Source organism: Blastococcus sp. SYSU DS0669, assembly GCF_054050895.1.
Window position 1 is genome coordinate 16,492 of record NZ_JBJHAE010000002.1, and the last position, 19,229, is coordinate 35,720.

The following is a 19,229-nucleotide window of genomic DNA, read 5'->3' on the forward strand; positions in this document are numbered from 1 at the left end:
CGTCGTCGCCGGGCTCGGGCAGCGCGACGCCCGCGCGCGCCCGGAGCTCCTGCCCGGGCAGCAGACCCGCCCAGCCCTCGGCAGGTGCGAAGACCAGGACCGCGTCGTCCAGGTGGTGCACGGTGCCGCCGCCGGCCAGCGTGGTCACGTCGGCCTCGAGGAGCACGCGCGGCGGACCGGCGCCGGCCGCCAGCACGTGCGGGTCGGCGCGCACCGCGAGGGTCACCTGCACGCTGCCGCCCGCCTCGGCAGCCGCCCGCAGCGGGGACGCGTCCCGGGCCGCTGCCCGCACGGCCCCGGTGCCTGCGCCGGCGGCGACGCCGGCCAGGACGACGAGGGCGACCGTTCCCGCCGGACCCCGGCCGCGCACCAGGACCGCGGCCGCGACCAGCGCCGCCCCGGCGAGCGCGGCCAGCGCGGGCCACCGCAGCAGCGGGGCGGCCAGGCCCGTGCCCCACACCGCGGCCGCGAGCGGCCAGAGCCGCAGGTCCAGCACCCGCGGGCGGAGGGCGGGTGCGCTCACACCCGCACCAGCTCGGCGAGCTCCGCGGCCTTGGCCGGCCCGATGCCCGGCACCTCGTCGAGCTCCTCGACGCTGCGGAAGGAGCCGATGCGGGCCCGGTGGTCGATGATCCGCTGGGCCAGCACCGGGCCGATCCCCGGCAGGGCGTCGAGCTCGGCAACGCCCGCGGTGTTCAGGTCCACGCGTCCCCCGGCACCCCCGGCACCTGGCGCGGCGGGCGGCCCGCCGGCAGCTGCCCCGGGGACGCCCACGGCGATCTGCTGCCCGTCCGCGAGGGGTGCGGCGAGGTTCACCGAGGCGGGGTCGGCCTCGGGCAGCAGCCCACCGGCCGCCTCGACGGCGTCGGCGACCCGCGACCCGGCGGCCAGCGTCACCAGGCCGGGGCGGGCCACCTGACCGACGACCGAGACCACCACGGGGTGGGACGTCCCGGCCACCTCGCCCACCGGGGCCCCGGCCGGTGCGGCGCCGCTCGTCGCGGCCGGAGAAGGCACAGGAGCAGCTGCCGGCTCCACCCGGGGCCGCTCCGCCCAGGTCCAGGCGAGCAGGAGCAGGACCGCGCCCACAGCAGCGGTCCAGACGGCGCGCCCGCCCACCCGGCCGGCGTCCCAGCGCGGCGTCGTCCCCGGCGCCCGGTGCCGCCCTCCGCGGGCTGGCCGGTCCCGGGGGGCCTGGACGTGCACCGGCACCGTGATCCGGTCGTCCACGCGCCAGGCGAGGTCGTCGTCGTCCCCGGGCAGCCAGCCGCCCTCGACCGGGCGGGGCTCGGCCAGGACGGCGCGCAGCCGGGCACGGATGACGTCCGCGTCGTCGTCGCGGCGGGCAAGCAGGCGCACCCCGGCGACGCTAGGGAGCCGCGCCTCCTCCGCACCGGGTCACGGCGGACCTGTGGACGAGACCGCCGGCTGTGGACGGGCAGAGCCCGGTTCCGGGCGGGCCACCTCATCCTGTGCCGGTGCAGCCCCGCCCGCGCTCAGTCCGCGCTCTCGTCCGCCTGCTCGGCAGCGTCGTCCGACGGCTCCGGCCCGGTGGCGACGACCACCCCGACCGCTCCCGGCCCGACGTGCGCGCCGATCGCGGCCCCGAGCTCGCTCACGTGCAGCTCGCGCAGCCGGGGCACCCGCGCCCGCAGCTCGGCGACGAGCCGGTCCGCGCGCTCGGCCGCCGCGAGGTGGTGCACGGCGAGCGACACCTCGCGCTCCCCCGCGTGCTCGACGACGTGCTGGACGAGGTGGGCCAGCGCCCGCGCCGAGGTGCGCACCTTCTCCAGCGGCACCACCCGGCCGTCGACCACGTGCAGCACCGGCTTGACCGCCAGCGCCGAACCGAGGACGGCGGCCGCGGAGCCGATCCGCCCGCCCCGGCGCAGGTGCTCCAGCGTGTCGACGACGAAGAACGTGCGGGTGCGCGCCGCGGCCTCCCGCGCCACCCGCGCCACCGTGTCCCGGTCGGCGCCACCCGCGGCCGCCCGGGCGGCGTCCAGGACGGCGAACCCGGTGCCCATCGCGGCCGAGCGGGAGTCGACGACGGAGACGACGTGCTCCCCCACCTGCGAAGCGGCGACGCGGGCGGCGTCCCAGGTGCCCGAGAGGTCCGCGGACAGGTGGACCGAGACCAGCCGGTCGGCCCCCGCCTCCAGCGCGGCCCGGTAGGCGGCGACGAAGTCCCCGGGCGTGGGCCGCGAGGTGGAGACCCGCTGGCCACGCGTCGACAGGGCCTTCGCGACGTCCTCGGAGCTGACGTCCTCGCCCTCCCGACCCGACCGGCCGGCCAGGACGACGTAGAGCGGGACGACCCGGACGCCGTACTCGTCGGCGATCGCTCGCGGCAGGTAGGCCGTCGAATCGGTGAGGACGGCGACGGGCACCCGGCGAGGCTAGCTGCCGCGCTCCACCGGGGCGTGCACGGTCGGAGCGGGGAGGGTCAGCCGACGGCGTCGGCATCCTGGGCCGGCCCGTCGCCGGCGGCGCCCGGAGCACCCTGCTCCGGGTCGGCGCGGCGCTGCTCCGCCCCGGGGACGACCAGGCCCTCCGGGAGCGGGCCGGCCGACGCGTTGTGCCGCAGGAGCCGCCACCGGCCGCTCTGGCGGGCGAGTTCGCTCCACGCGCAGTTGCCCAGCGGGCCGAACACCCGCCGGTGGTCGGGGCCGAGCTCCAGCAGCGCCTCGATCAGCCGGCCGCTCGTGCCGCCGTGGGTCACCACGACGGCCACCTCGGCCGGCGGCAGGTCGGCGAGCGCGGCGAGCACCCGGGCGACGACGGCCGGGGCCTCCTCACCGCCGCGGCCGCGCACCGGGCGCCCGGCCAGCCAGTCCGCGTACTGCTCGGGGTACCGGTCGGCGACCTCCTCGCGGGTCAGCCCCTCCCAGGAGCCCATGCCGTGCTCGCGCAGCCGGGGGTCCAACCGCAGCGGCACGTCCAGCACCGACGTCAGGGCCCGCGCGGTGTCCGCCGCCCGCTCCAGGTCGCTGGCCACCACCGCGGTGGACCGGCCGGTCAGCCCGGCGGCCACCACCAGGTGCGGCGCGGCGTGGGCCGCCTGGGCCCGGCCGACCGCATCCAGCGGCGGGTCGAGCTGCCCCTGGAACCGCCCGGCCGCGTTCCACCCGGTCCGCCCGTGCCGCCAGACGACGAGGCGGGTCACCGGCAGCTCGGGCAGGGCCGGGGCCGTCACTGGCCGGCCGTCTCCGCGACGGACGGGGAGCCGGGGTCCGCCGCGTCGCCGGTGGCGGAGGCGGGGAGGGAGGCGTCGGTGAAGGGGATGCTCGGGCAGTCCTTCCACAGGCGCTCGAGGGCGTAGTAGGCCCGTTCCTCGGCGTGCTGCACGTGCACCACGACGTCGACGAAGTCCAGCAGCACCCAGCGCGCCTCGGCGACGCCCTCGCGGCGGACCGGCTTCACGCCGTGCTCCCGGAGCCGCTCCTCGACCTCGTCGACGATCGCCTGGACCTGCCGCTCGTTGGGTGCGGAGGCGAGGACGAAGGCGTCGGTGATGGCGAGCCGCTCGCTGACGTCGACGATCGTGACGTCGGTGGCGAGCTTGTCCGCGGCCGCCTGGGCGGCGCGCAGCGCGGTCTCCCGGGCCTCGGGCGAGGCGGTCATTCGGGCACCTCCTGGAGGTGGGACGTCGTGGGTGCGGTGCGCACGCCGGCGCTGTCGGGGCTGTTCCCCGAGCCGGCCGGGGGGCGGTCGTAGGTGGGGCGGTCGCCCACCGGGCGGCCGTCGCGGCCCGGCCCTGGGGCCGGGCGCCGCGCGGGGCTCCGGTAGAGGCCGCGCTTCTCGATGTACTGCACGACGCCGTCGGGCACGAGGTACCAGACCGGCATCCCGCGGCCCACCCGGTCGCGGCAGTCGCTCGAGCTGATCGCCAGCGCGGGGATCTCCACGAGGCTGACCCCGCCCTCGGGCAGGTGGCTGTCGGCCAGCGTGTACCCGGGCCGGGTCACCCCGATGAAGTGCGCCAGCTCGAAGCACCGGGCGCCGTCGCGCCAGGTCATGATCTGCGCCAGGGCGTCGGCTCCGGTGATGAAGAAGAGCTCGGCCCCCGGGCGCTGGGCCTGCAGATCGGTGAGGGTGTCGAAGGTGTAGGTGGGCCCGCCGCGGTCGATGTCGACCCGGCTCACGGAGAACCGCGGGTTGGACGCCGTCGCGATGACCGTCATGAGGTACCGGTCCTCGGCCGGGCTGACCACCTGGTCGCTCTTCTGCCACGGCTCGCCGGTGGGCACGAACACGACCTCGTCGAGCCCGAACAGCCCGGCGACCTCGCTGGCGGCGACCAGGTGCCCGTGGTGGATGGGGTCGAAGGTCCCACCCATCACGCCGACTCGTCGTCCCGCCACCGCGCGAGCGTATCCGGGACGCGCGGAACCGCGCCGCGAGGACCGGCTGCACGGGCGACCGGCTCCCCCGTGCAGCCGGTCGCCGTCCGGCCGCACCGCGCGGCCGGCGGGTGGTCGACATGTCGACACCGGGCTGACCAACGGCCGCGACGGCTCCCGGTTACGGCCGGCACGCCGGGAACCACGCTGTGCACGCCGTTCGTGACAGTGCCGGAGGGCCGACACGTCGACACGTCGACAGCTCGAGTGCCCGCACGTCGACGGAGCTGAGCCTGCCGGCGCGTCAGAGCGTGGTGACGAAGTCGGCCAGCTGGGCGGCGTTGCGGCACTCCACCATGTCGATGACCTCGCCGTACCGGTCCGCGGCGGAGTCCCCGCTGCCCCACAGCCGGCGCGGCTCGGGGTTCAGCCAGTGCGCCGACCGGGCCTTGCCCACCAGGCCCGCCAGCACCGGGACGCCCGGCTGCCGGTAGTTGGTCCGCCCGTCGCCGAGCACGAGCAGCGAGGTCTTCGGCCCCACCGCCGACGCCCAGCGGTCGGCGAACACGTCCAACGCGGTGCCGTAGTCGCTGTGCCCGTCGAAGCCGACCACCTGCGCCTCCCGGCCGATCCGCGCGATGGCGTCGGCGACGTCGACGCCCGGCCGGAAGAAGCGGGTCACCTCGTCGGTGGAGTCGACGAACGCGAACGCCCGCACGCCGGTGAAGTGCTCCCGCAGCGCCTGGGTGAGCATCAGGGTGAAGTGGCTGAAGCCGGCCACCGAGCCGCTGACGTCGCAGAGCACGACCAGCTCGGGCTTGTGCACCTTGCGCGGCCGGTGGTGGGTGACGACGGGGACCCCGCCGGTGCCGAGCGAGGCCCGGACCGTCTTGCGGAAGTCGAGCCGGCCCTGGCGTCCCATCTTCCGGCGCGCCGAGAGCCGGACGGCGAGCCGGCGGGCCAGCGGGGCGACCGCGCGCCGCAGCTCCGCCAGGTCGGAGGACTGGGCGCGGAGGAAGTCCACCTGGTCGGCCAGCGGGCGCACGGCGTTCTTCGCGACGCGGTCGCGGCCCTTCTCCGCCGCCGTCCGCCGCCGCACCTCGGCCTCGACCGCGGTGCGGAACGCCGCCAGCCGGTCGCGCACGGTCTGCCGCGCCACCTGCTCGGCCAGCCCACCGCGGTCGCCGCCACCGAGCAGCCCGGCGAGCAGCTGGGCCACGAGCGTGTCCGGCGAGAGCGCCCGCATGACCCGGTAGCTGAAGTAGGACTGCCCCGAGGGCGTCGGCTGCCCCTGGCCGAGCTGGTCGACGGCGTCCCGCGCGAACCGGCGCAGCGCCTCGGGATCGCCGTCCTGCAGCAATCGCAGCAACTCGGCACGCATGAGCTCGGCCAGCGCCGCGTCGTCCGGCACGTCGAGCGTGGACTCCCCCGGCTCCCCCGCGCCCTCGCCGTCCTCGGCCTCCGGTGCCGGCCGGTCGCCCAGCGGCCACCACAGGTCGAAGAGCACGTCGTACGTCGGCCGCTGGGCCGCGCGCTGGAGCAGCACGGCGGCCAGCCCGTGGCGCAGCTGCTCCCGGTCGAGCAGGTCGACGACGGTGAGGATCTCCGCGGCGTCGACGGCCTGGCTGATGCCGACCGGGATGCCGGCCTCGCGCACCGCCCGCACGAACCCGTCCAGGTGCCCGGCGAGCCCCCCGGGCTCCCTCCGGATCCCCTGCGGAGCAGCGTCCATCAGTTCAGCCGCAGCTCGGCCGCGGCCCGGGTCTGGTCGCTGGCGTGCTTCAGCACGACGCCCAGCGTGGCAGCCATGGCCGGCTCGTCGAGGGTGTCCAGACCGAGCTCGAGCAGGGTCTGCGCCCAGTCGAGGGTCTCCGAGATCGACGGCGACTTCTTCAGCTCCAGCCCGCGGAGCGCCCGGACGGTGGCCACCAGCTGGTCGGCCAGCCCTGATGCGAGGTCGGGCACCCGGGAGAGCACGATCTCCCGCTCCCGCTCCGCGCTCGGGTAGTCCAGCGCCAGGTACAGGCAGCGCCGCTTGAGCGCCTCGGAGAGCTCGCGGGTGGCGTTGGACGTGAGGACGACGGTCGGCCGGCGGGTCGCGGTCACCGTGCCCAGCTCGGGGATGGTCACCTGGAAGTCGCTGAGCACCTCGAGCAGCAGGCCCTCCACCTCGACGTCGGCCTTGTCGGTCTCGTCGATGAGCAGCACGGTCGGCTCGGTGCGGCGGATCGCGGTGAGCAACGGGCGGGCGAGCAGGAACTCCTCGCCGAAGATGTCGTCGTGGACGGTGTCCCAGTCCGCGCCGCCCTCGGCCTGGGACGCCTGGATGCGCAGCAGCTGCTTCTTGTAGTTCCACTCGTACAGCGCCCGGGCCTCGTCCAGGCCCTCGTAGCACTGCAGCCGGATCAGCTCCGACCCGGTCGCCGTCGCCAGCGCCTTGGCCAGCTCGGTCTTGCCCGTGCCCGCCGGCCCCTCGACGAGCAGCGGCTTGCCGAGGCGGTCGGCGAGGAAGACCGTCGTCGCGATCTGCGCGTCGGGCAGGTACCCCGCGGTGGACAGCCGCTTGCTGACGTCCGCGACCGACGAGAAGTGCGGGGACTGGGACGGCGGGCGGGGCATGCGGCTCCTCGTGCTGGGGGCGGGGTCAGCGCGTGTGGCCGGACCCCGTGACGACGTAGGTGGTGGAGGTCAGCTCGGGCAGGCCGAGCGGGCCCCGGGCGTGCAGCTTCTGGGTGGAGATGCCGATCTCGGCGCCGAAGCCGAACTCGCCGCCGTCGGTGAACCGGGTCGAGGCGTTGACCAGCACGGCCGCGGCGTCCACCCCGGCGGTGAACTCGGCGATGGCGCGGGCGGAGTCGGCGACGATCGCCTCGGTGTGGCCGGTGCTCCAGCGCGCGATGTGGTCCAGCGCCTGCGGCAGGTCGTCGACCACGCGCACCGCCATGTCCATCGACAGGTACTCGGTGCCCCAGTCCTCGTCGGTGGCCGGGACGACGCCGCCGTGGGCCGAGCGCGCCGCGTCGTCGCCGTGGAGCGCGACGCCGGCGTCGGCCAGCGCGGCGAGCAGCCGCGGAAGGAAGGGCACGTCACGGTGCACGAGCAGCGTCTCGGCGCTGTTGCAGACGCTCACCCGGTGGGTCTTGGAGTTCAGCACGACCGCCTCGGCGATCTCCGGGTCGGCCGAGGCGTCCACGTACACGTGGCAGTTCCCCTCGCCGGTCTCGATCACCGGCACCCGCGACTCCCGAACCACCCGCTGGATGAGCGAGGCACCGCCGCGGGGGATGACGACGTCGACCAGGCCCCGGGCGTTCAGCAGCTCCCCCACCGACGCGCGGTCGGCCGGGAGGAGCTCGACGAAGCCGGCCGGCAGGCCCGCCTTCTCCCCCGCCTCGGCGAGGACGGCGAGCAGCGCGGTGTTGGTGCCGAACGCCGAGGCCGAGCCGCGCAGCAGGGCCGCGTTGCCGCTCTTCAGGCACAGCCCCGCGGCGTCGACGGTGACGTTGGGGCGGGCCTCGTAGACGATCCCGACGACGCCGAGCGGCACGCGGACCTGCTTGAGCTCCAGCCCGTTGGGCAGCCGGGACCCGCGGACGACGTCGCCCACCGGATCGGGCAGGGCGACCAGCTGGCGCAGCGCGTCGGCGACCCCGGCGATCCGGCCGGCGTCCAGCCGCAGCCGGTCGACGATCGCCTCAGGCGTGCCGTCGGCCCGCGCGGCGGCGACGTCGGCCGCGTTGGCGGTCAGGATCGCGTCGGCGCGCTCGACCAGCGCATCGGCCATCGCGGCCAGCGCGGCGTCCTTGGTGTCGGTCGGCAGGGTGCGCAGCACCCGGGCGGCGGCCTTCGCGCGGAGCGCGGCGGCACCGATGAGCGGCAGGCCGGAGACGTCGGACACACCGAGAGGATACGCGCGCGTCCGCACGGGCTCCCCGGTGCGACCGGGCGCCGGTCACACCGGATCCTGTGTGAGAATGATTCCCATGCACACCTCCTCGCTCCGCCGCAGCGCCGCCGTCCTCGGCTCGGCCGCCTGCCTGCTCCTGGCCGGTTGCGGCTCCACCACGGGGACCGACGAGGCCTCCGGCGCAGCGGGTGAGGGCGAGCTGTCCGTGCTCGCCGGCTTCTACCCGCTCCAGTGGGCCGCCGAGCAGGTCGGCGGCGACCGCGTGTCGGTCTCCTCGGCCACCCCGCCCGGCGCCGAGCCGCACGACCTCGAGCTCACCCCCCGGGACGTCGCCGCGATCTCCGAGGCGGACCTGGTCGTCCACCTGGAGGGCTTCCAGCCGGGCCTGGACGAGGCGGTCGCCTCCGAGGCCGCCGACGCCGCCTGGGACGCCGGGCAGGCCGCCGACCTCTCGCTGACCACCGCGGGCGAGCACGACCACGCCCACGAGGAGGAGCAGCACGCCGAGGAGGAAGCCCACGCCGAGGAGGAAGCCCACGCCGAGGAGGAGGCCCACGCCGAGGGCGGCGAGACGGTCGACCCGCACTTCTGGCTGGACCCCACCCGCCTGGCCGACGTCGCCGACGCCCTCGCCGACCGGCTCACCGAGCTGGACCCGGACGGCGCGGACACCTACGCGGACAACGCCGCCGCGCTGCGCGCCGACCTCGAGGCCCTCGACGCGGAGATGGCCGCCGCGCTCTCGGGCTGCGCGGTGGACACATTGGTGACGAGCCACGACGCGTTCGGCTATCTCGGCGAGCGCTACGGTCTCGAGGTGGTCGGCATCAACGGTCTCAGCCCGACGCAGGAGCCCAGCGCGGCCCAGCTGGCCGAGATCACCGAGCTGGTGGACGACCGCGGCATCACCACCGTCTACACCGAGACCCTGGTCGACCCGGCGGTGGCCGAGACCGTGGCCGCCGAGGCGGGCGTCGAGACCGCCGTCCTCGACCCGATCGAGGGCCTCACCGACGAGTCGGCCGGGGAGGACTACCTCGAGGTCATGCGCGCCAACCTGGCCACCCTCCAGGAGGGTCAGAACTGCTCGTGACCGGCCGGACCACCGCCGAACGGCTCCCGGCGGAGCCCGGTCACGCGCTCGCGGTCGGGCTCCGCGGCGCCAGCATCGGCTACGGCGACGTCCCCGTCGTCCGGGACGTCGACCTGTCGGTGCGGGCCGGCGAGGCGATCGCCGTCCTCGGGTCCAACGGGTCCGGCAAGACCACCCTCGCCCGCGGCCTCCTCGGGCTCGCCGCCGTGCTGGGCGGCGAGGTGACGGTGCTGGGCGCGCCCGTGGGACGGCTCCGGGAGCGCGGCCGGGTCGGCTACGTGCCGCAGCGGCACACGGTGAGCGGCGCGGTCCCGGCCACCGTCCGCGAGGTGGTCGGCGTGGGCCGGCTCGCCCGGCGCGGGCTGTTCGGCCGCCCGACGGCCGCCGACCGCGCGGCCGTGGCCGACGCCATCGCCGCGGTGGGGCTCAACGACCGGACGCGCGACCCCGTCGCCTCCCTGTCGGGTGGCCAGCAGCGCCGCGTGCTCGTGGCCCGCGCCCTCGCCGCCGAGCCCGAGGTGCTGATCATGGACGAGCCGACCGCCGGGGTCGACGCCGCCAACCAGGCCACCCTCGCCCGGGTCCTGGCCGACGTGTCGGCGAGCGGCACCACGCTGCTGGTCGTCACGCACGAGGCCGGCCCGCTGGCCGGGGTCCTGACCCGCGCGGTGGTCGTCGACCACGGCCGCATCCGCTACGACGGCCCCCTGGCCGAGGCGGGCCCCCTCGCGGGGGACGCGGGCCACCACCACCATCCGGGTGACGACCAGGAGCTGCCGTCGACCGGGTACCGACAGCACCAGCCGTGGGCGCCGTCCCGCCCCGTCCGGACCCACGACGGGGAGCTGTGACGTGGAGATCCTCCAGTACGAGTTCATGCAGCGGGCGCTCCTCGCCTCCCTGATGGTGGGGCTGGCCGCGCCCGCGGTCGGCATCTTCCTGGTGCAGCGCCGGCTGTCACTGCTGGGCGACGGCCTCGGCCACGTGGCGCTGGTCGGCGTCGGGATCGGCGTCCTCACCTCCACCGCGCCGGTCGGCGCCGCCCTCGTGGCCGCCATCGCCGGGGCGGTGCTCATCGAGCTCGTCCGCGCGCGCGGACGCACCAGCGGCGACGTGGCGCTCGCCGTCCTCTTCTACGGCGGCATCGCCGGCGGAGTGGTCCTGCTCAGCCTGGCGCCCCCCGGCCAGGCGACGAACCTCGACGCCTACCTGTTCGGGGCGATCACGACCACGAGCGCCGGGGACCTGGTGGCCTTCGGCGTCATCACCGTGGTCATCCTCTCGGTCGTGTGGCTGCTCGGGCAGCGCCTGTACGCGGTGAGCGACGACGAGGAGTACGCCCGCGCCGTCGGCCTGCCGGTGCTGGCGCTGAACGTCGTGCTGGCCGCGCTGGTCGCCTCGACGGTCGTCCTGTCGATGCGCGTGGTCGGGCTGCTGCTGATCAGCGCGCTGATGATCCTCCCCAGCGCGGTGGCCCAGCTGCTGGCCGGCAGCTTCCGCCAGGCGCTGCTGCTCGCCTGCGGTATCGGCCTGGTGGTCAGCGTCAGCGGCACCACCGCCTCCTACTACACGGGCACGCCGTCGGGCGGCACGATCGTGCTGCTGGCCATCGCGCTGTTCCTCGTCGTCACGCTGGCCGTCGCGATCCGGGACACCACGGCCCGTCGGCGGCACCGGCGTAGGGTCGATCTGCACGTCGCCCACCCCCACGAGCACGGGGAGGACTGCGGCCACCGGGCGGTCTCGCACGGCGACCACGTGGACTACGACCACGACGGCCACCTGCACGCGCCGCACCGGACCGGGTCGGGCGTGCACTACGACGAGCACGGCGAGCACCCGGTGACCACGCCGGCGGAAGGAAAGGCAGGCCGCCCGTGAGCCACCCCGAGGTCGCGCCACCCGCTCGCCGGCAGACCCGCCAGCGCACCGCCGTCCTCGACCTGCTCGACGAGCTCGACGGCTTCCGCAGCGCGCAGGACTTGCACGCCCTGCTCCGCGAGCGCGGGGACTCGGTGGGTCTGGCGACGGTCTACCGGGCCCTGCAGGCGCTGGTCGACGACGGCCTGGTCGACGTCCTGCGCAGCGGCGAGGGCGAGGCCGCCTACCGCCGCTGCTCCCCGGTCCACCACCACCACCTGGTGTGCCGCTCCTGCGGCCGCACTGTGGAGGTCGCCGACCCGCCGGTGGAGCGCTGGGCGGCCAAGGTCGCCGCGGAGCACGGATTCGCCGACGTCCAGCACGAGCTCGAGGTCTTCGGCACCTGCGGGCCCTGCGCCACCGCGCGAAGCTGACCCGCACCCCACGGTCGGTCAGCTCTCGTACGGGGTCGCCGGCGCCTCGATCCTGACCACCGACCGGGCCGCGGCCACCGGCTCCGGGTACCCGCCGCCGGCGTTCTCCCGGGGCGGCGCCCAGCGGCCGACCACCTCGAACCCCTCCGCCAGGTCCTCCGGCCCCCCGGACTGGGCGCGGAGCACTCCGCCACACGTTCGCGGCGAACGTGGTGAGGACGCGTCAGCGGTCGCGCAGCGCCCGCAGGGCAGCCTTCCGGGCGTCGCCGGTCAGCCGGTCCAGGAACACCTTGCCGTCGAGGTGGTCGACCTCGTGCTGCAGGCAGCGGGCCATCAGCCCCTCCCCCTCCAGGCGCAGGGGCGCTCCGTGCACGTCGAACCCCTCGGCGACGCAGCGCATCGCCCGCACCGTCGGCGCCCAGATGCCCGGAACCGACAGGCAGCCCTCGTCGCCGTCCTGGATCTCCTCGGAGCGCTCGACGATCACCGGGTTCACCATGTGCCCGATGACGCCGTCGACGTTGTAGGAGAACGCGCGCACGCCCACCCCGATCTGCGTCGCCGCGACCCCGGCCCGGCCGGGGTGGTCGACGGTGTCCTCCAGGTCGCGGACCAGCGCGGCGAGCCAGTCGTCGAAGACGCGGACCGGGTCGGCGGGGGTGCGCAGCACGGGGTCACCGAGCTCGCGGATGGGGCGGATCGTCACCCGTGCAGTCTCTCAGCCGGGCCGGACGGCTCAGCGCAGGCGTCCGACCAGCACCATCTCGTCGCGGTGCACCACCTCGCGGCGGTGCTCGGGCGGCAGGTCCCCGGTCTTGCGACCGAGCAGCGCGGGCAGCTCGCGGGCGTCGTAGGCGACGAGCCCGCGGGCCACCACCACGCCGTCCGGCCCGACCAGCTCCACCGGGTCGTCGGCGAGGAACTCGCCCGCGACCCCGGTGATGCCGGCCGCCAGGAGCGAGGCGTGCCGCTCCCGGAGCGCCTCGACCGCGCCGTCGTCCAGCAGCAGCCGGCCACGCGGGCGGCTGGCGTAGCGCAGCCAGAACTGACGGGCGCTGGGCCGCTTGCCCATCGGCGCGAACAGCGTGCCCACCCGCTCCCCGTCCAGGGCGCCGGCGGCCTGCGGCGTGGAGGTCACCACCACCGGGACGCCGGCGTGCGCGGCGATGAACGCCGCCTCGACCTTGGTCGCCATCCCGCCGGTGCCGACGCCGTTGCGGCTGGCCGAGCCGAGCGTGACCGACGCCAGGTCCGCGGGGTCGCGCACCGTGTCGACCAGCTGCGCCGGCCCGGTGCGCGGGTCGCCGTCGTACACGCCGTCGACGTCGGAGAGCAGCACCAGAGCGCCGGCCTGCGAGACGTGGGCGACCAGGGCGGCGAGGCGGTCGTTGTCGCCGAAGCGGATCTCCTCGGTGGCCACCGTGTCGTTCTCGTTGACGATCGGCAGCACCCCGAGGTCGAGCAGCCGGTCGACCGTCCGGCGGGCGTTGCGGTAGTGGCTGCGGCGGGTCAGGTCGTCGGCGGTGAGCAGCACCTGGCCGACGGTGATCCCGTGCCGGGCGAACGCGTCCGCGTAGGTCTGCACCAGGCGCAGCTGCCCGACGCTCGCCGCGGCCTGCGCGGTCGCCAGGTCGCGGGGCCGCCCGTCCAGGCCGAGCGGCGCCAGCCCCGCGGCGATCGCCCCGGAGGAGACGAGCACGACCTCCCGGCCCGACGCCCGGACGGCGGCGAGCGCCTCGACCAGCGCGGTGAGGCGCTCGACGTCCAGACCGCCGGGCAGGGTGGTCAGCGACGAGGAGCCGACCTTGACCACGACGCGCCCCGCCCCGGCGATCGCGGGGCGGGCGGCGGCGCGGGTCACCGGGGTTCCTCGCCGGCCCCACCGGGCAGGTCGTCGGCCAGCTCCTCGAGGTCCTCGTCGGTCCAGCCGTCCTCGGAGACCTCGAAGGGCACCCGGCGGGCCCGCTTGGCCGCCAGCCGCTCGGACGCCCCGACCCGCTCGTTGCTCTCCAGCCGGGTGTCGGTGCCGCGCCCCCCGAGGCCCGCGGACTCCTCGACGGTGAGCGTGCCGGCGGGCAGAGTCGGCGCCCAGTCGAAGGTGACGTCGCCGATCGTGACGGCGTCGCCCTCGCGGGCACCGGCCTTCGCCAGCTCCTCCTCGACACCGAGCCGGTTGAGCCGGTCGGCCAGGTAGCCGACGGCCTCGTCGTTGGTGAAGTCGGTCTGCCGCACCCAGCGCTCGGGCTTCACGCCACGGACGACGAACGCCTCCGCGTCGTCGGGGTCGCGCTCGACGGTGAAGCCGGAGTCGTCGACGGCGCGCGGGGTGAGCGTCACCCGCACCGGGGCCGGCGCGGGCAGCGCGGCCCGGTGCTCCTCCACGGCCGCGGCGAGCGCGTACCCGAAGGCGGGCAGCCCCTCGCCGGTGACGGCGCTGATCGGGAAGACCTGCAGCCCGCGCGCCTCCAGGGCGCCGCGGACCAGGTCGACCAGCTCACGGCCGTCGGGGACGTCGATCTTGTTCAGCACGGCGATGCGGAGCCGGCCGACGAGGTCGAGCTCGTCGCCGCCGTACTCCGCGAGCTCGTGCTCCAGCGCGTCGATGTCGGTCTCGGGGTCGCGGCCGGGCTCCATGGTGGCCATGTCGATGACGTGCACGAGGACGGCGCAGCGCTCGACGTGCCGCAGGAACTGCAGGCCCAGGCCCTTGCCGGCCGACGCCCCGGGGATCAGCCCCGGCACGTCGGCCATCGTGTAGACGGTGTCGCCGGAGCGGACGACGCCCAGGTTGGGCACCAGCGTGGTGAACGGGTAGTCGGCGATCTTGGGCCGGGCGGCCGACATCGCGGCGACCAGCGAGGACTTGCCGGCCGACGGGTACCCGACCAGGCCGACGTCGGCGATGCTCTTGAGCTCCAGCACCGCGTCGAACGTCTCGCCCGGCTCGCCCAGCAGCGCGAAGCCGGGAGCCTTGCGGCGGTTGTTGGCGAGCGCGGCGTTGCCCAGCCCGCCCTTGCCGCCGTGGGCCAGGACGACGCGGGTGCCGGCGCCGACCAGGTCGGCGATCTGGCGGCCGTCGGGCGTGCTCACGACCGTGCCCTCGGGAACGCGGAGCACCCGGTCCTCGCCGCGCGCGCCGTGCCGGTTGCTGCCGGCGCCAGGGCGGCCGTTGGCCGCCTTCTGGTGCGGGCGGTGGTGGAAGTCCAGCAGCGTGTGCACGCTGGGGTCCACCTCGAGGACGACGTCGCCGCCGTCCCCGCCGTTGCCCCCGTCGGGGCCGCCGAGCGGCTTGTACTTCTCGCGGTGCACGGAGGACACCCCGTGCCCGCCGTTGCCGGCGGCGACGTGGATGGTCACGCGGTCGACGAAAGCGGCCATAGTCGTGGGGCGGGTGTCCGCCGCCTCCTAGCTAGCTGACAAGCGCCACGAGCGCACGGGCCGATCGGCCCGTGCGCTCGTAGGCGAGACGAATGTGGTGGAACGGCCCCGTCCCGAGGCTCGTCCCGAGCGTGCGAGGGATGGGAGGACGGGGTCCTTTAGTCGACCGCGGTGATGGAGACGGTCTTGCGTCCCCGCCGCGTGCCGAAGGTGACCGAACCCGGCGCGAGCGCGAACAGCGTGTCGTCGCCGCCGCGCCCGACACCGAGGCCGGGGTGGAAGTGGGTGCCGCGCTGGCGGACGATGATCTCGCCGGCCTTCACGACCTGGCCGCCGAAGCGCTTCACGCCGAGGCGCTGGGCGTTCGAGTCGCGGCCGTTCCGGGAGGACGAGGCGCCCTTCTTGTGTGCCATGTCGGCGTCAGCCCTTCGTGATGTCGCGGACCACGACGTCGGTGAGGCGCTGACGGTGCCCCTGACGCTTGTGGTAGCCGGTCTTGTTCTTGAACTTGTGGATGTGGATCTTGGGACCCTTGCCGTGGGCGAGGATCTCACCCGTCACGGTCACCTTCGCCAGGGCCGCCGCATCGCTGGTGACGGTGTCACCGTCGACCAGGAGGATGGCCGGCAGGGTGACGGAGTCGCCAGCCTCACCGGCGAGACGGTTGATCGTGAACGTGTCGCCCACGGCCACCTTGTGCTGGCTGCCGCCAGCCTTCACCACTGCGTACACCACTGACTCCTGTTCGCGTTACTCACGTCGAGCTCTGTGTCCGGCGCGCACGACCGGGGGGCGCCGGGTGCTTGGACGGGCTGCGCACGCCGTCCCGGCGGCGCCCGGAGGCGCCTGCGCGGTGGCGCAGCAACCCGACCAGCGTACCCGAGCCGTGCCGGGCGGTCGAACGTGGTCCCCTGTGACCGTGACCCCGTCCCGGGCGCCGCGTGCGGAACCCGGGACGGGGGCCTCGGTGCTAGGAGACCGGGGGGCCGGCCGGCCGGCTGGCCGCCCGGCGGCGCCGCGGCCGCGTCGCCGCGGCAGGGGCCTCGCCGTTCGCGGGTGCCGGTGCCATCGGGATCTCCTCGGCCGGCGCCGCCTCGGCACCGGCGTCGGCGGCGTGCGCCACCGTCCCGGGGACGGCGTCGGCGGTCGTCGTCACCGGGGTGATCGGCATCGCGTCCTGCTCGGGAGCCTCCACGGCGGCGACCTCACCGGCCGGCAGCACGTCGTCGGCGTCTGTCGCCGCCGCTGCGGGCGTGGTGCCGGGCAGCGGCGGGACCGTCGTCACCGACGCCTCGACCGGCGGCGGCTCGGGCGCCACCGGGGCGACCTCCTCGACCGTGTCCGCCGAGCCGTCGGCCACGGGCTCGCCAACGGGCGCGCCGTCCTCGGCGCGGGTGCCGGCGAGCACGGCGGCGTCCTCGGCCGCGCGCTCCTCCCCCGACTGCCCGCGGTTGCGCCGGCCACGGCTGCGGCGACCGCCGCTGCGGCCACCCTCGGGCGCCTCGCCGTCGCCGGCGGGGGTCTCCGCGGGGACCGGCTGCGCGTCCTCCTCGGCCGGCTCGACGGCGGGAGCCTCCTGGGCGGAGGTCTCCTTGCTCTCCTTGCCTCGGCCGCGCCCGTTCCCGGAGTCCTTGACACCCGGGTCCTTGGCGGCCTCCTTGCCCGAGGAGGCGTTGCCACCCGAGCCACCGCCCCGGCGCTTCTCGTCCACCGGGTCGGTGTGCACGACGATGCCGCGGCCGCGGCAGTGGTCGCAGGCCTCGGAGAAGACCTCGAGCAGGCCCTGGCCCACCCGCTTGCGGGTCATCTGCACCAGGCCCAGCGAGGTCACCTCGGCGACCTGGTGCTTGGTGCGGTCGCGGCCCAGGCACTCGGTGAGCCGCCGCAGCACGAGGTCGCGGTTGCTCTCGAGCACCATGTCGATGAAGTCGATGACGATGATGCCGCCGATGTCGCGCAGCCGGAGCTGGCGGACGATCTCCTCGGCCGCCTCCATGTTGTTGCGGGTGACGGTCTGCTCGAGGTTCCCACCGGAGCCGGTGAACTTCCCCGTGTTGACGTCGACGACGGTCATCGCCTCGGTGCGGTCGATCACCAGCGAGCCGCCCGAGGGCAGCCACACCTTGCGGTCCAGCGCCTTGGTCAGCTGCTCGTCGATCCGCAGGTCGTGGAAGACGTCGCCCTGGCCGGTGTAGCGGGTCAGCCGCTCGGTCAGCTCGGGGCTGACGTGGGCGACGTAGGCCTCGACGGTGTCCCAGGCGTCGTCGCCCTGGACCACGAGCTCCTTGAAGTCCTCGTTGAAGACGTCGCGGATGACCCGGATCGCGAGGTCGGGCTCGCCGTAGAGCAGCGTCGGCGCGTTCGACGTCGACTCCGACTTCTGCTTGATGACCTCCCACTGGGCCGTGAGCCGGTTGACGTCGCGGGTGAGCTCCTCCTCCGAGGCGCCTTCCGCTGCGGTCCGGATGATGACGCCGGCGTCCTCGGGCACGATCTTCTTGAGGATGTCCTTGAGCCGCTGCCGCTCGGTGTCGGGCAGCTTGCGGCTGATGCCGGTCATCGAGCCGCCGGGCACGTAGACGAGGAAGCGACCGGGCAGGTTGATCTGCTGGGTCAGCCGGGCGCCCTTGTGGCCGATCGGGTCCTTGGTGACCTGCACGAGGATCTTGTCCCCGGACTTGAACGCCTGCTCGATCGAGCGCTGCTTGCCCGAGAGGCCGGCGGCGTCCCAGTTGACCTCACCGGCGTAGACGACGGCGTTGCGCCCCTTGCCGATGTCGACGAACGCCGCCTCCATGCTGGGCAGCACGTTCTGAACCCGGCCCAGGTAGACGTTGCCCGCGAAGGAGGTCGCCGAGGCCTGGGTGACGTAGTGCTCGACGAGGACGTCGTCCTCGAGAACGGCGATCTGCGTCCGCTCGCCCCGCTGGCGGATGACCATCTTGCGGTCGACGGCCTCCCGGCGGGCGAGGAACTCGCTCTCGGTGAGGATCGGCGTGCGCCGGCGCCCGGTGTCGCGGCCGTCCCGCCGGCGCTGGCGCTTGGCCTCCAGCCGCGTGGAGCCGGCGATGCCGCGGACGTCGTCGTCGCTCGTCAGGCGGCCGTTGCGGCCGGCCCGCTCCGGGCGGTCGTCGTCGTCGGTGTCGTCGGATGACTCGTCCCCGCCGGTGCTCCCGCTGCGGCGGCGACGACGGCGGCGGCGGCGGGTGCCCGAGCCGGTCGACCCCTCGTCCTCGGTGTCCTCGTCCTCGTCGGTGTCGGCCGTCTCGCCGGAGGTGTCCTCGTCCTCGGTGTCCTCGACCCGCGGGCGCTCGTCGGGGGTGTCGTCGTGGGAGTCCGAGGAGTCCTCGCCGCTGCGACCGCGGCCCCGGCCGCGACGGCCACGGCGGCGGCGACGGCTCGAGGAGCCGCCCTCGTCGCGGTCCTCGCCGGACTCGTCGCGGTCCTCGGCGTCCTCGGTCTGCTCGTCGTCGGTGTCGACCTCGGCCGGCTCGGACTGCTCCTCGGCGGGGCGGCGGCGCGAGCGGCTGCGGCGGGAGCGGGGCGCCTCCTCGGCGGCGTCCTCGTCGCCGGACCGCTCGGCCGCGGTGTCGTCGGCCGCGTTGGCGTCCGGTGACTCGACGGGGCGGCGGCTGCGCCGGCGCGGCGCCGGGGGTGCGTCGTCGGGCGGTGCCATGAAGCTGACGAAGGCCGGGATCGCCGCGGCGGTGACCGGACGCACCGGATCGACCGGCTCGGGGTCGGGGGCGGCCGCACCGGCCGGGCGGGTGGCCCGGCGGCGCGGGCGGGCGACGACCGCGGTGGGCTCCGGGGAGCTGAACTGGGCGCCGAAGCGGGGCCCGGCGGGCTCGGGCTCCGGGTCGGGCTCGGGCTCGGCCGCGTCCTCGGGCTCCGCCGTCGCCTCGTCGTCCTCGTCGGTGGCGCCGGTCTCCGGAGCCCCTTCCTCGGAGGTGGCCGGCATCCCGGTGGCCTCCGCCTCGGCGGGCTGCGGTGTGCCCGGCGGCACGGCGGCGGCCGTGGTGTCGTCGGTCTCGGTGGTCGGGTGGTCGGTGTCAGCCACGAGGGCTCTCGCCTCCTGTGCTGCTCCCGGGCGCCGATCCGGAGGGACTGGCGGCCGCGCAGGAGCACGGGGTTGGGCGGGGCGGGCCGCCGCGCGGGGTACGGCGGACGGGCTCGCCCTGCGAAGTCTGTGGGCGGCTCCCGCGCGACGGTTG

Annotated in this window: 19 protein-coding genes; 4 read left to right on the plus strand and 15 right to left on the minus strand. The window is 75.7% G+C overall.

Translation table 11 applies throughout. The features are described from left to right. Positions 1 to 519: 519 nt before the first annotated feature. From ACI792_RS02525 to ACI792_RS02560, 8 genes are all read right to left on the minus strand, one after another. Positions 520 to 1,359 (minus strand): helix-hairpin-helix domain-containing protein, encoded by an 840-nt coding sequence (locus tag ACI792_RS02525; protein ID WP_456601182.1) that lies wholly within the window; start codon positions 1,357 to 1,359, stop codon positions 520 to 522. Between the two features lie 137 nt (positions 1,360 to 1,496). After that, positions 1,497 to 2,390, minus strand: coding sequence for a DegV family protein (locus ACI792_RS02530; RefSeq protein WP_456601183.1), 894 nt, complete (start codon positions 2,388 to 2,390; stop codon positions 1,497 to 1,499). Positions 2,391 to 2,446: 56 nt separating this feature from the next. Further along, positions 2,447 to 3,196, minus strand: coding sequence for a histidine phosphatase family protein (locus ACI792_RS02535; protein ID WP_456601184.1), 750 nt, complete (start codon positions 3,194 to 3,196; stop codon positions 2,447 to 2,449). Next, entirely contained in the window at positions 3,193 to 3,624 is a 432-nt protein-coding gene (gene rsfS / locus ACI792_RS02540; protein WP_456581678.1) for a ribosome silencing factor, read from the minus strand. The genes ACI792_RS02535 and rsfS overlap by 4 nt, the downstream gene beginning before the upstream one ends. Continuing rightward, entirely contained in the window at positions 3,621 to 4,364 is a 744-nt protein-coding gene (gene nadD / locus ACI792_RS02545; RefSeq protein ID WP_456601185.1) for a nicotinate-nucleotide adenylyltransferase, read from the minus strand. The genes rsfS and nadD overlap by 4 nt, the downstream gene beginning before the upstream one ends. A 283-nt stretch (positions 4,365 to 4,647) precedes the next feature. Next, positions 4,648 to 6,075: a vWA domain-containing protein gene (locus ACI792_RS02550; RefSeq protein WP_456601186.1), complete on the minus strand. Its 1,428-nt coding sequence runs from the start codon at positions 6,073 to 6,075 to the stop codon at positions 4,648 to 4,650. Then, a complete protein-coding gene (locus ACI792_RS02555) occupies positions 6,075 to 6,962 on the minus strand; it encodes an AAA family ATPase (RefSeq protein ID WP_456601187.1) in 888 nt (295 codons plus the stop codon). The genes ACI792_RS02550 and ACI792_RS02555 overlap by 1 nt, the downstream gene beginning before the upstream one ends. Positions 6,963 to 6,987: 25 nt before the next feature. Further along, entirely contained in the window at positions 6,988 to 8,241 is a 1,254-nt protein-coding gene (locus ACI792_RS02560; protein WP_456601188.1) for a glutamate-5-semialdehyde dehydrogenase, read from the minus strand. Positions 8,242 to 8,326: 85 nt separating this feature from the next. On the opposite strand from ACI792_RS02560, the gene ACI792_RS02565 reads away from it, so the two are divergent. Genes ACI792_RS02565 through ACI792_RS02580 form a run of 4 tightly spaced genes read left to right on the plus strand, consistent with a single transcriptional unit; the run spans position 8,327 to position 11,637 of the window. Next, a complete protein-coding gene (locus ACI792_RS02565) occupies positions 8,327 to 9,343 on the plus strand; it encodes a metal ABC transporter substrate-binding protein (protein ID WP_456601189.1) in 1,017 nt (338 codons plus the stop codon). After that, positions 9,340 to 10,194 (plus strand): metal ABC transporter ATP-binding protein, encoded by an 855-nt coding sequence (locus ACI792_RS02570; RefSeq protein WP_456601190.1) that lies wholly within the window; start codon positions 9,340 to 9,342, stop codon positions 10,192 to 10,194. The genes ACI792_RS02565 and ACI792_RS02570 overlap by 4 nt, the downstream gene beginning before the upstream one ends. 1 nt (position 10,195) lies before the next feature. Beyond that, positions 10,196 to 11,224, plus strand: coding sequence for a metal ABC transporter permease (locus ACI792_RS02575; protein WP_456601191.1), 1,029 nt, complete (start codon positions 10,196 to 10,198; stop codon positions 11,222 to 11,224). Then, positions 11,221 to 11,637: a Fur family transcriptional regulator gene (locus ACI792_RS02580; protein ID WP_456581686.1), complete on the plus strand. Its 417-nt coding sequence runs from the start codon at positions 11,221 to 11,223 to the stop codon at positions 11,635 to 11,637. Before ACI792_RS02575 ends, ACI792_RS02580 begins: the two co-directional genes overlap by 4 nt. An 18-nt stretch (positions 11,638 to 11,655) precedes the next feature. Here the strand turns inward: ACI792_RS02580 and ACI792_RS02585 are convergent, their stop codons facing one another. The 7 genes from ACI792_RS02585 to ACI792_RS02615 all read right to left on the minus strand — a co-directional run bounded on the left by ACI792_RS02585 (position 11,656) and on the right by ACI792_RS02615 (position 19,075). After that, positions 11,656 to 11,823, minus strand: a complete 168-nt coding sequence (locus tag ACI792_RS02585; protein ID WP_456601192.1) for a hypothetical protein — start codon at positions 11,821 to 11,823, stop codon at positions 11,656 to 11,658. A 37-nt stretch (positions 11,824 to 11,860) separates the two neighbouring features. Next, positions 11,861 to 12,343 (minus strand): peptide deformylase, encoded by a 483-nt coding sequence (locus ACI792_RS02590; protein ID WP_456601193.1) that lies wholly within the window; start codon positions 12,341 to 12,343, stop codon positions 11,861 to 11,863. 30 nt (positions 12,344 to 12,373) lie between these two features. Next, a complete protein-coding gene (gene proB / locus ACI792_RS02595) occupies positions 12,374 to 13,498 on the minus strand; it encodes a glutamate 5-kinase (RefSeq protein ID WP_456581690.1) in 1,125 nt (374 codons plus the stop codon). Then, entirely contained in the window at positions 13,495 to 15,015 is a 1,521-nt protein-coding gene (gene obgE / locus ACI792_RS02600; RefSeq protein WP_456601194.1) for a GTPase ObgE, read from the minus strand. Before obgE ends, proB begins: the two co-directional genes overlap by 4 nt. A 158-nt stretch (positions 15,016 to 15,173) precedes the next feature. Next, positions 15,174 to 15,428 (minus strand): 50S ribosomal protein L27, encoded by a 255-nt coding sequence (rpmA, locus tag ACI792_RS02605; protein ID WP_456581692.1) that lies wholly within the window; start codon positions 15,426 to 15,428, stop codon positions 15,174 to 15,176. A gap of 7 nt (positions 15,429 to 15,435) precedes the next feature. Next, positions 15,436 to 15,747 carry a 50S ribosomal protein L21 gene (rplU, locus tag ACI792_RS02610; protein WP_456581693.1) on the minus strand — a complete coding sequence of 104 codons (312 nt, stop codon included), beginning with the start codon at positions 15,745 to 15,747 and terminating at the stop codon, positions 15,436 to 15,438. 238 nt (positions 15,748 to 15,985) lie between these two features. After that, positions 15,986 to 19,075, minus strand: coding sequence for an Rne/Rng family ribonuclease (locus tag ACI792_RS02615; protein WP_456601195.1), 3,090 nt, complete (start codon positions 19,073 to 19,075; stop codon positions 15,986 to 15,988). Positions 19,076 to 19,229 lie beyond the last annotated feature (154 nt).